This window comes from Streptomyces sp. NPDC092045, from assembly GCF_044756005.1.
In the GTDB taxonomy this organism is placed as follows: Bacteria; Actinomycetota; Actinomycetes; order Streptomycetales; family Streptomycetaceae; genus Streptomyces.
In genome coordinates this window covers 942,130-953,358 of record NZ_JBIVSC010000001.1, presented here as the reverse complement: position 1 = coordinate 953,358, position 11,229 = coordinate 942,130, and the positions used below count along the sequence as shown (strand labels likewise).

Here is an 11,229-nt window from a genome sequence, read left to right as displayed (position 1 = left end):
GACATGCTGCCGCTGTCCCCCCTTCAGCAGGGCATGCTGTTCCACTCCGTCTACGACGACGGGGCGGCCGACGTGTACACCGTGCAGGTGTCGGTGGGGCTCGGGGGCCCCGTCGACGCCGACCGCCTGGAGCGGGCGGCCGCGGCGCTGCTGCGCCGGCACCCGAACCTGCGGGCCGGCTTCTGGCACGAGGGGGTGCCGCAGCCGGTGCAGTTCGTGCCGGCGGAGGTCCCCTTCGGCCTGGACCGGGTCGACCTGACGGAGGGCGGCGCTCCGGGTGCCGCGGGTCCGTCGGTGGAGGACCGGCTCGCCGGGCTGCGCCGGGCCGAGCTGGCCCGCCGCTTCCAGCTGCACCGGCCGCCGCTGCTCCGGCTGGTCCTCGCCCGGGTGGGCGAGGACGACCACCGCCTGGTGATCACGGTCCACCACATCCTGGTCGACGGCTGGTCGATGCCGCTGCTCGTGGGCGATCTGCTCGCCCTGTACGCGGCGGACGGGGACGCCTCGGGGCTGCCGCCGGTGCGCCCGTACCGCGCCTATCTGAAGTGGCTGAAGGAGCAGGACGCGCCGGCCGCCGAGGCCGCCTGGCGCGACGCGCTGGCCGGGCTGGAGGAGGCGACGCTGGTCGCGGAGCCCGACCCGGCGCGCGCCCCGGTGCGGCCGGGCGTGCGGTCCCTGGAGCTGTCGGAGGGGGCCACCGCCCGTCTGACGGCGGCGGCCCGCCGTCTGGGCACCACGCCGAGCACCCTGATCCAGTGCGCCTGGGGCCTGCTCGTCGGCGGTCTGACGGGCCGTCGCGACGTGCTGTTCGGTCTGACCGTGTCGGGCCGTCCGGACGAGATACCCGGTGTCGAGTCGATGCTCGGCCTGTTCATCACGACCGTGCCGGTGCGGCTCTCGGTCCGCAACGAGGAGACGGTCGAGGGGCTGCTCCGCCGCTTCCGCGACGAGCAGAACGCCCTCCTGGCCCACCACCACCTGGGGCTGCGGCTCATCCGCAAGCAGAGCGACGCGGGCGAGCTGTTCGACACCCTCGTGGTCATCGAGAACTATCCGGTGGACCCGGCGGCGCGCGAGACCGTCGCCGCCGGGGTGCGGGTGACCGGGGTCGAGGCGGAGGACGCCACCCACTACCCGCTGACCCTCGCGGTCTCCCTGGACGAGCGGGCCCTGCTGCGCCTGGAGTACCGCCCGGACGTCTTCGACGACCGGCGCGCGGGTCTGATCGCGGACCGCCTCGCCCACGTCCTGGACCGGATCGCGGACGAGCCGGGCACGGCGGTCGGGGCGCTGCCCCTGCTGCCGGAGGCCGAGTCGGCGCGGGTGCGCGGGAGCTGGCCGGGGACGGTGCGGGACGTGCCGGCGGGCACGGTCGCGGACGTGTTCGCGGAGCGGGCGGCCCGTACCCCCGACGAGGTCGCGGTGGTGTGCGGCGGGGAGTCGCTCACCTTCGCGGAGGTCGACGCGCGGTCCGCGCGGCTCGCGTCGCTGCTCGCCGGCCGGGGCGTGGGCCCCGAGTCGGTGGTGGCGCTGGCCGTGCCGCGCTCGGCGGAGACGGTGGTGGCGATCCTCGCCGTCCTGCGGGCCGGCGGCGCGTACCTGCCGCTGGACCTGGACTACCCGGCGGAGCGGCTCGGTCTGATGGTCGACGACGCGCGTCCGGTGTGCGTGGTGACCACCGCGCGCGGTCCGGAGCTGCTGCCGGAGGCCGGCGACGGGCCGGAGCGGCTCGTCCTGGACGCGCCGGAGACGGCCGCCGCCCTGGCCGCGGCCCCGGCGGAGTTCGCCTCCCCGGCCGTCGCGGACGGGCACCCGGCGTACGTCATCTACACGTCCGGCTCGACCGGGCGCCCCAAGGGCGTCGTCCTGACCCACGGCGGTCTGTCCAACCTGTACGCCCATCACGTCGCGGACGTGTTCGGCCCGGTGGTCGAGGCGACCGGCGGCCGGCGCCTGCGGGCGCTGCACACGGCGTCGTTCAGCTTCGACACCTCCTGGGAGCAGCTGTTCTGGCTGGTCGCCGGACACGAGCTGCACGTCCTGGACGAGACGGGCCGGCGGGACGCCGAGTTCGTCGTGTCGTACGTGCGGGAGCACCGGATCGAGACGATGGACGTCACCCCGACGTACGCGCTCGGCCTGCTCGACCAGGGGCTCCTGGACCCGGCCGCGCACCGTCCGGCGCTGCTGCTGCTCGGCGGCGAGGCGGTGCCGGAGGCGCTGTGGTCGGCGGTGCGGGCGGCGACCGGCGTGATGTCGGTGAACCTGTACGGCCCGACCGAGTACACGGTGGACGCGCTCGCGGCGGACCTGGCGGCCTCGGCCACCCCGGTGGTGGGCCGGCCGATCGGCAACACGCGCGCGTACCTGCTCGACGCGGCGCTGCGGCCGGTGCCGGCCGGGGCGACCGGCGAGCTGTACCTCGCGGGGCACGGCATCGCGCGCGGCTACCTGGGCCGGTTCGCGCTGACGGCCGAGCGGTTCGTGGCCGACCCGTACGGCGCCCCGGGGTCGCGGATGTACCGCACGGGCGACCTGGCGCGGCTGCGCGCCGACGGCGAGATCGAGTACCTGGGCCGGGCCGACGACCAGGTGAAGATCCGGGGCTTCCGGATCGAGCCGGGCGAGGTCGAGTCCGCACTCGCGGCGGTCGACGGCGTCGGCGCGGCGGCCGTGGTGGTCCGCGAGGACACGCCGGGGGTGAAGCGGCTCGTCGGCTACGTGACGGGCACGGTCGACCCGGCGGCGGTCCGCGAGGAGCTGGCCGCGGGCCTGCCCGACCACATGGTCCCGGCGGCGGTCGTGGTCCTGGACGCGCTGCCGTTCACGGTCAACGGCAAGCTGGACCGGGCGGCGCTGCCCGCTCCGGTGTTCGGCGGCTCCGAGGGGTCGCGGGCGCCGGGCGGGGAGCGCGAGGAGGCCCTGTGCCGGGTCTTCACCGACGTCCTGGGGCTCGCGTCGGTGGGCGTGGACGACGACTTCTTCGCCCTGGGCGGCGACAGCATCGTCTCCATCCAGCTGGTGACCCGGGCCCGCAAGGAGGGCCTGGTGCTCTCCCCGCGCGACGTGTTCGAGCGGCGGACGGTCGCGGCGCTCGCGCTCGCGGCCCGGACGCCGGAGGAGAAGGCGGCGGCCACGACGGCGCCGGACGCGGACGCCCCGCTGGTGGACCTGGACGAGGCCGGCCGGAAGGTCCTGGAGCAGGTGTTCCCGGGCGCCGAGGAGGTGCTGCCGCTGGCGCCGCTCCAGGAGGGCCTGTACTTCCACGCGCAGTACGACGACCGGGCGCTCGACGTCTATCTGATGCAGAACTTCGTGGAGCTGCGGCACGCCGTGGACACGGCCGCGCTGCGCTCGGCGTTCGACGCGATGCTGCGCCGCCACCCGAACCTGCGGTCCGCGTTCTGGCACGAGGGCCTGCCGGGCCCGGTGCAGGTGGTCCCCGCCGCGTGGGAGCTGCCGTGGGAGGTCCGCGACCTGACGGGGCTCGACCGGGCCGCGCAGGACGAGGCGCAGCGGGAGTTCTCGCTGGCGGACGCGGCGACCCGGTTCGACCTGTCGGCGCCGCCGCTGATGCGCGTGACGCTCCTCAAGTTCGCCGAGGACCGCTGGATGCTGTGCGTGACGCAGCACCACGTCCTCACCGACGGCTGGTCGGAGTCGCTGTTCTTCGAGGAGCTGTTCGCGCTGTACGGGGCGGGCGGGCGCGAGGAGATCCTGCCGCCGGTCACGCCGTACCGGGAGTACCTGCGCTGGCTCGCGGGCACCGACCGGGAGGCGGCGCGGGCCGCCTGGCGGGAGCACCTGTCGGGCCTGGACCAGGCGACCCTGGTGGCGCCGGCCGATCCGACGCGGCAGCCGGTGACCGCCGAGGTGGTGGACATCGCGCTCGGCGAGGAGGTCAGCGACCGGCTGCGGTCGTTCGCGCGGGGCTCCGGCGTCACGCTGAACACGGTCCTCTCGGCGGCCTGGGCGCTGTCCCTGTCCGGGATGACCGGCCGGGACGACGTGGTGTTCGGCGCGACGGTCTCGGGCCGTCCGGCGGACGTGCCGGGCGTCGACCAGATGATCGGCATGTTCATGAACACGCTGCCGTTCCGGGTGACACTGCGTCCCTGGGAGACGCTGCGGGAGCTGCTGGTCCGGATGCAGGGCGAGCACGCGGACCTGCTGCCGCACCACTACCTGGGGCTCGGCCCGATCCAGCAGGGCACGGGGATCGGCCGGCTCTTCGACACGCTGTACGTGTTCCGGAACACGCCGCTGGACGACGCGGCGCGCGAGGAGGCGGTGGAGCGGCACCAGATCGGCTGGACGCACAGCGTCGACGGCACGCACTACCCGCTGACCCTGGCGGTCACCCCGGAGCGCTCGCTCGAACTGAGCCTGGCCTACCGGCCCGACCTGTACGACCGGGAGACCGCCGAGCGGCTCGCGGGCCGGCTGCGGCTGCTCGTGGAGCAGTTCGCGGCGGGCGGGGCGACGCCGGTGGGCCGGCTGCGGACCCTGGAGTCCGCCGAGCGGGCCGCGCTCCTCGCGCTGGGCGACGACACCGGACACGACGTGCCGGACGTGCCGCTCGTGGACCTGTTCGCCCGGCAGGCGGCGCGGACCCCGGAGGCCACGGCGCTCGTCTTCGAGGACGAGCGGCTGACCTACGCGGAGCTGGACGAGCGGGCCGACCGCCTGGCGCGGGCGCTGATCGCGCGCGGGGCCGGTCCCGAGCGGACGGTGGCCCTCGGGCTCCCGCGCTCGGCGGACTTCGTGGTCGCACTGTTCGCGGTCCTGAAGGCGGGGGCGGCGTACCTGCCGCTGGACCTGGACCACCCGGTGGACCGCCTGGCCGCGATGGTCGAGGACGCGGTGCCGGTCTGCCTGGTCACCGTGGACGCCGTGCGGGGCCGGGTCCCGGTGGTGGACGGCGTGCCGCCGCTCGCCCTGGACGACCCGGCGGTCGTCGCCGAACTGGCGGCGCTGTCCGGCGGTCCGGTCGCGGAGGAGGAGCTGACCGGGCCGCGCGACGGCCGCCACCCGGCGTACCTGATCTACACCTCGGGTTCGACCGGTCGCCCCAAGGGCGTGGTCGTGCCGGGCTCGGGTCTGGTCAACATGCTGCTCAACCATCGGGAGCGGATCTTCGACCCGGCGGTGAAGCTGGCGGGCGGGCGCCGGATGCGGGTCGCGCACACGGTGTCGTTCGCGTTCGACATGTCGTGGGAGGAGTTCTTCTGGCTGGTCGACGGGCACGAGGTGCACGTCATCGGCGAGGAGCTGCGGCTCGACCCGGCGGCCCTGACGGCGCACTACGACCGGGTCGGCATCGACGTCGTCAACGTCACCCCGTCGTACGGGCGGCAGTTGGTCGACGCGGGCCTGCTCGACGCGGACCGGCACCGTCCGGCGCTGGTCCTGCTCGGCGGCGAGGCCGTGCCGGACTCCCTCTGGTCGCTCCTGGAGGAGACCGAGGGCACGATGGGCTACAACCTGTACGGGCCCACCGAGTACACGATCAACGCGCTGGGCGCCGACGTGGAGATGGGCGTCTCGTCCTGCGTGGGCCGGCCCATCCACAACACCCGGGCCTATGTGCTCGACAGCGCGCTGCGGCCGGTGCCGCGCGGGGTGCCGGGCGAGCTGTACCTGGCGGGCGCGGGTCTGGCCCGGGGCTACTTCGCGCGGCCGGCGCTGACGGCGGAGCGGTTCGTGGCCGACCCGTTCGGCGAGCCGGGCACGCTGATGTACCGCACGGGCGACCTGGTGCGCTGGCGCGAGGACGGGCAGATCGACTACCTGGGCCGGGCCGACCACCAGGTGAAGATCCGCGGTTTCCGGATCGAGCCGGGCGAGATCGAGTCGGCGCTCGCCGCCGCTCCCGGGGTGGCCGCCGCCGCGGTGGTCGTGCACACCGGGGCGAACGGCGTGAAGCGGCTCGTGGCGTACACCGTGCCCGCCTCGGACGCGGTCCGCACCGACCCGGGGGCGGAGGCGGCGGAGCTGCGCGCCCTGCTCTCGGCGACGCTGCCGGAGTTCATGGTGCCGTCGGCGTTCGTCGAACTGGCGGCGCTGCCGCTGACGGTGAACGGCAAGGTGGACCGGGCCGCGCTGCCCGCCCCGGTGTTCGCGGACGCGGGCGGCGGCCGGCCGCCGAAGGACGCCCGCGAGGAGCTGCTCTGCGGGATCTTCGCGGACGTGCTCGGTCTGGAGCGGGTCGGCGTGGAGGACAACTTCTTCGAGCTGGGCGGGCACTCGCTGCTCGCGATGCGGCTCGTGGGGCGCATCCGCGACGAGCTGGGCGTGCCGGTGCGGGTGGGCACGGTGATGTCGGCGCCGACGGTCGCGGACGTGGCGGCCCGGATCGGGTCGGACTCGCGCCGGGACGCGCTGCGGGTGCTGCTGCCGCTGCGCGAACGGGGCACGAAGGAGCCGCTGTTCTGCTTCCACCCGGCGTCCGGTTTCAGCTGGCAGTACACGGGCCTGCTGCGCCACCTGGACGCGGACCGGCCGCTGTACGGCGTGCAGTCGCCGGGTCTGGCCGGGGAGCTGCCGGACGCGGCCGACGTGGCGGAGCTGGCCGAGCTGTACCTGACGGCGATCCGGGAGGTGCAGCCGGAGGGTCCGTACCACTTCGCGGGCTACTCCTTCGGCGGGACGGTGGCGCACACGCTGGCGTCGATGCTCCGGGAGCGGGGCGAGGAGGTCGCCTTCCTGGCGCTGCTCGACGCCTATCCGCCGGAGCGGGACGACTGGTCGTACCTGGAGGGGCCGGACTGGCGCGGGCGCCTGGAGCGGGAGGAGAACGGCTTCCTGCTCTCGGTGGCGGGCCTGGGCGCGGAGGAGTCCGGGCGCGGCGGGGTGACGCGGGAGGAGGCCGTCGCGGCGATCCGGGACAGCCAGGGCCTGCTCGCCGGGTTCGACGAGGAGCTGCTGCGGGCGATCGTGGACACCAACGTGCACTGTGTGCGGCTGCTCTCGCGCAGCACGACCCGTCACTTCGACGGCGACGTGCTGTTCTTCACGGCCTCCCGCACGACCGCGCCGGAGGACGCGCCGGGCACGGTGTGGCCGGCGCACGTGTCGGGGGCGCTCACCGAGCACGTCCTCGACCGGGGCCACGACGAGCTGATGGCCCCCGAGGCCCTGGCGGAGATCGGTCCGCTCCTGGACGGGGCGCTGCGCGCCGCCGCCGGGAAGCGCCCGGTTCCCGTACGGGCGGGGGCCGTTCGGCAGGCTCCGGTTCCCGAACGCCTTTGAACGGCCTCCGGGAACCGATGGGCAACCACTGAAACTTAGGATAGGCTTACCTAAGTACGAGGAGAGATCGTGACGGACATCAACGGACCCGGCAGACCCGGACCCGGTGGAAACGGGCCGGACGGCGACGCGCCGGACGGCACCGGCGGCGGTACCGGCCCCCACGGTGCCGGCCCGCGCGGCGAGTTCACGGGTCGCGTGGCGCTGGTCACCGGCGCCGCCCAGGGCATCGGCGAGGCGGTGGTGCGCGCCCTCTCCGCGCGCGGAGCCGCCGTGGCGGCGACCGACCGCTCGGAGCGGGAGCTCGAGCGGAGCGTCGCCCGGCTGTCCGAGGACAGCGGCGCGGACCCGGCCTCCGGGCCGGTCCTCCCGTACCGGCTCGACGTCACCTCGGCGGACGACGTGACGGAGACCGTGGAGCGCGTCTCGCGCGAACTCGGCCCCGTGGACATCCTGGTGAACGTCGCCGGGGTGCTGCGGACCGGTCCGGCCGTCGAGACGACGGACCGCGACTGGGCGGACGTCTTCGCGGTCAACACGACCGGGGTCTTCCACCTGTCCCGCGCCGTCGTCGCCGGCATGGCCGCCCGGGGCTCCGGCTCCGTGGTGACGGTCGCCTCCAACGCCGCGGGCGTGCCCCGCGCGGACATGAGCGTGTACGCCGCCTCCAAGGCGGCGGCCGTGGCCTTCACCAAGTGTCTGGGCCTGGAGGTGGCCGCCCGGGGCGTGCGCTGCAACGCCGTCTGTCCCGGTTCCACCGACACGCCGATGCAGCGCTCGCTCTGGGCCGGCGACTCCCTCCCGGACAGCGTCCTCGACGGCGATCTCGCCGCCCACCGCACCGGCATACCCCTGCGCCGCATCGCCCAGCCGGAGGACATCGCGGAGGCCGTCGTCTTCCTCGCCTCCGACCGGGCCCGCCACATCACCATGCAGGACCTCTACGTCGACGGCGGCGCCACCCTGCGCTGACGGCCCGCGCGGCGCGGACCCCGGCCCGGGAGTCCGCGCCGCCCACCCACCTCACCGAACCAAGGAGCCCACCCGTGTCGACGGTCCCCCAGGTCGCCGCGCACCCGCCCGCGTCCGCCTCCCCACCCTCCCCCGCGCCCGTCCGCGCCGCCGGCCCCACCTCCTCGGCCGTCGGCGCCGCCACCGGACTGCTCGACGCCTTCCGCGCCGGCGACCGCTTCCTCGCCACGCCCACCCGGACCCTGCTCGCCCACGGCGTGCTGAGCGAGGTGCCGCACGGCACCGACCCGATCGCCGAGCGGGTGGCCGGCGCCCTCGCCGAGGCCCGCGCCGGACGCCGCGCCGCCCCCGTCGTGATGGGCGCCATCCCCTTCGACCAGGACGCCCCGGCCGCGCTCGTCGTGCCCGAGACGGTCCGCACCGGACCGGCCCTCGCCTCCGACCCGCTCGTCGCGCTGCCCGCCGACGCGCCCCGCGCCGGCGCCTGGACGGTCCGCCCGCACCCGGAGCCGGAGACGTACGCCAAGGGCGTCGCCGCCGCCGTCGACCGCATGTGGAAGGGCGAGTTCAGCAAGGTGGTGCTCGCCCGCACCCTGGAGGTGACCGGCCCCGACGAGTTGGACATCGCCGCCATGCTCCGCCGGCTCGCCCGCCGCGACCCCTGCGGCTACACCTTCGCGCTGCCCACCCACCCCGGCCGCACCCTGCTCGGGGCCAGCCCCGAGCTCCTGGTGTCCCGGCGCGGCAACCAGCTCGTCTCCAACCCGCTGGCCGGCTCCACCCCCCGCAGCGACGACCTCGCCGAGGACGTGCGGCGCGCGGCGGCCCTCCTGGAGTCCGCCAAGGACCTGCACGAGCACGCGGTCGTCGTCGACGCCGTGCACCAGGCGATGGCCCCGTACTGCTCCTCCATCGACGTGCCCGCCCGGCCGTCGCTGATCCGCACCGCCGCCATGTGGCACCTCTCCACCACGGTCACCGGCACCCTGGCCCACCCCGACGTGTCGGCCCTGGAGATCGCGTCCTCGCTCCACCCGACCCCGGCGGTCTGCGGCACCCCGACGCCGCTGGCCCGCGAGGTCATCCGGGAGACCGAGCCCTTCGACCGCGGCTTCTTCACCGGCGTCGTCGGCTGGGGCGACGCGGACGGCAACGGCGAATGGGTCGTCACCATCCGCTGCGCCGAGGCCGAGGAGCGGACCCTGCGCCTGTACGCGGGCGCCGGCGTCGTCGCCGCGTCCGTGCCGGAGGACGAGACCGCCGAGACCGCCGCGAAGTTCCGCACCTTCCTGCACGCCGTGGGAGCCGAGCTGTGACCGCACCGACCCGTCCCGCGCCCGCCGTCGAGCCGTCCGGGGACGCCCCGTACACCGCCCCCACCTGGCCGGCGGAGTTCGCCGAGCGGTACCGGGCGGCCGGCTGGTGGGAGGGCGTCACCTTCGGGACGATGCTCCGCGCCCGGGCCGGGGCCCACCCCGACCGCGTCGCCGTCGTCGACCGCGCGGGCCCCGGCGGCGCCCGGCGCGCCTGGACCTACGCCGAACTCGACCTGCGCGCCGACCGGCTCGCGGCCGGCCTCGCCGCACGCGGGATCGGCGCCGGCGACAAGGTCGTCGTCCAGCTGCCCAACGTCGCCGAGTTCCTCGAAGTCGTCTTCGCGCTCTTCCGCCTCGGCGCGCTGCCCGTCTTCGCGCTGCCCGCGCACCGCGAGTCGGAGATCTCCTACTTCTGCTCCTTCACCGGGGCCGTCGCCTACGTGATCCCCGGCGTCCACGGCGGCTTCGACCACCGCGCCCTGGCGACCACGGTCCTCGCCCGCTCCCCCGAGCTGCGGCACGTGTTCGTCGTCGGCGAGGACGCCGGGGCCTTCGAGGCGCTGGCCGACGTCCCGGCCGAGCCCGTCGACCTGCCCGACCGCGACCCCTCCGAGACGGCGTTCCTCCAGCTCTCCGGCGGCAGCACCGGCGTGCCCAAGCTGATCCCCCGGACGCACGACGACTACGTCTACTCGCTGCGCGGCTCCGCCGAGATCTGCGCGCTCGACGAGGACAGCGTGTACCTGTGCGCGCTGCCCGCCGCCCACAACTTCCCGCTCTCCTCGCCCGGTTCGCTGGGCACCCTGTACGCGGGCGGACGGGTCGTCATGTGCCCGCGGCCGGCCCCCGACGTGGCGTTCCCGCTCGTCCAGGACGAGGGCGTGACCATCACCGGCCTCGTGCCGCCGCTCGCGCTCGCCTGGATCGACGCCGCCCCCGGCTCCGCGTACGACCTCTCCACCCTCGACGTGCTCCTGGTCGGCGGCGCGAAGCTCTCCGACGAGGCGGCCCGCCGGGTCCGGCCAGCCCTGGGCTGCGCCCTCCAGCAGGTCTTCGGGATGGCCGAGGGCCTGGTCTGCTACACCCGGCTCGACGACGACCCGGAGACGGTCGTCACCACCCAGGGCAGGCCCGTCTCCCCCGACGACGAGATCAGGGTCGTCGACGACGAGGACGAGGACCTGCCGGTCGGCACGACGGGCCATCTGCTGACCCGGGGCCCGTACACGATCCGCGGCTACTGGAACGCGCCGGAGCACGACGCCCGCGCGTTCACCGAGGACGGCTTCTACCGGACCGGCGACCTCGTCCGGCTCACCCCGAGCGGCCACCTGGTGGTCGAGGGGCGCGCCAAGGACCAGATCAACCGGGGCGGCGAGAAGATCGCGGCCGAGGAGGTCGAGAACCACCTCCTGGCCCACCCGTCGGTGCACGACGCCAACGTGGTGGCCGAGCCCGACCCGTACCTCGGCGAGCGCAGCTGCGCGTACGTGATCCGCCGTCGGGGCGCGGAAGAGGTCAAGGCGCTCGTCCTCAAGCGCTTCGTGCGGGAGCGCGGGCTCGCCGCCTACAAGGTCCCCGACCGGATCGTGTTCGTCGACGCCTTCCCGACGACGGGCGTCGGCAAGATCTCGAAGAAGGACCTCCGCGCGGAGAGCGCGGGCGCCTGACCGACCGCCTCCCGCACCCC

Annotated in this window: 4 protein-coding genes; all 4 read left to right on the top strand. The window is 75.3% G+C overall.

What is annotated here, in order from left to right; translation table 11 throughout:
• Positions 1-3 precede the first annotated feature (3 nt).
• The 4 genes from ACIQKA_RS04245 to ACIQKA_RS04230 all read left to right on the top strand — a co-directional run bounded on the left by ACIQKA_RS04245 (position 4) and on the right by ACIQKA_RS04230 (position 11,209).
• On the top strand, positions 4-7,251 hold the full coding sequence (locus ACIQKA_RS04245) for an amino acid adenylation domain-containing protein (RefSeq protein ID WP_402540246.1): 7,248 nt from the start codon (positions 4-6) through the stop codon (positions 7,249-7,251).
• 198 nt (positions 7,252-7,449) lie between these two features.
• Positions 7,450-8,223 carry a 2,3-dihydro-2,3-dihydroxybenzoate dehydrogenase gene (locus ACIQKA_RS04240; RefSeq protein WP_402540245.1) on the top strand — a complete coding sequence of 258 codons (774 nt, stop codon included), beginning with the start codon at positions 7,450-7,452 and terminating at the stop codon, positions 8,221-8,223.
• Between the two features lie 74 nt (positions 8,224-8,297).
• Positions 8,298-9,539 carry an isochorismate synthase DhbC gene (dhbC, locus tag ACIQKA_RS04235; RefSeq protein WP_402539907.1) on the top strand — a complete coding sequence of 414 codons (1,242 nt, stop codon included), beginning with the start codon at positions 8,298-8,300 and terminating at the stop codon, positions 9,537-9,539.
• Complete coding sequence (locus ACIQKA_RS04230; protein ID WP_383429029.1) at positions 9,536-11,209, top strand: (2,3-dihydroxybenzoyl)adenylate synthase; 1,674 nt, start codon at positions 9,536-9,538, stop codon at positions 11,207-11,209. Before dhbC ends, ACIQKA_RS04230 begins: the two co-directional genes overlap by 4 nt.
• The last annotated feature ends 20 nt before the right edge of the window (positions 11,210-11,229 follow it).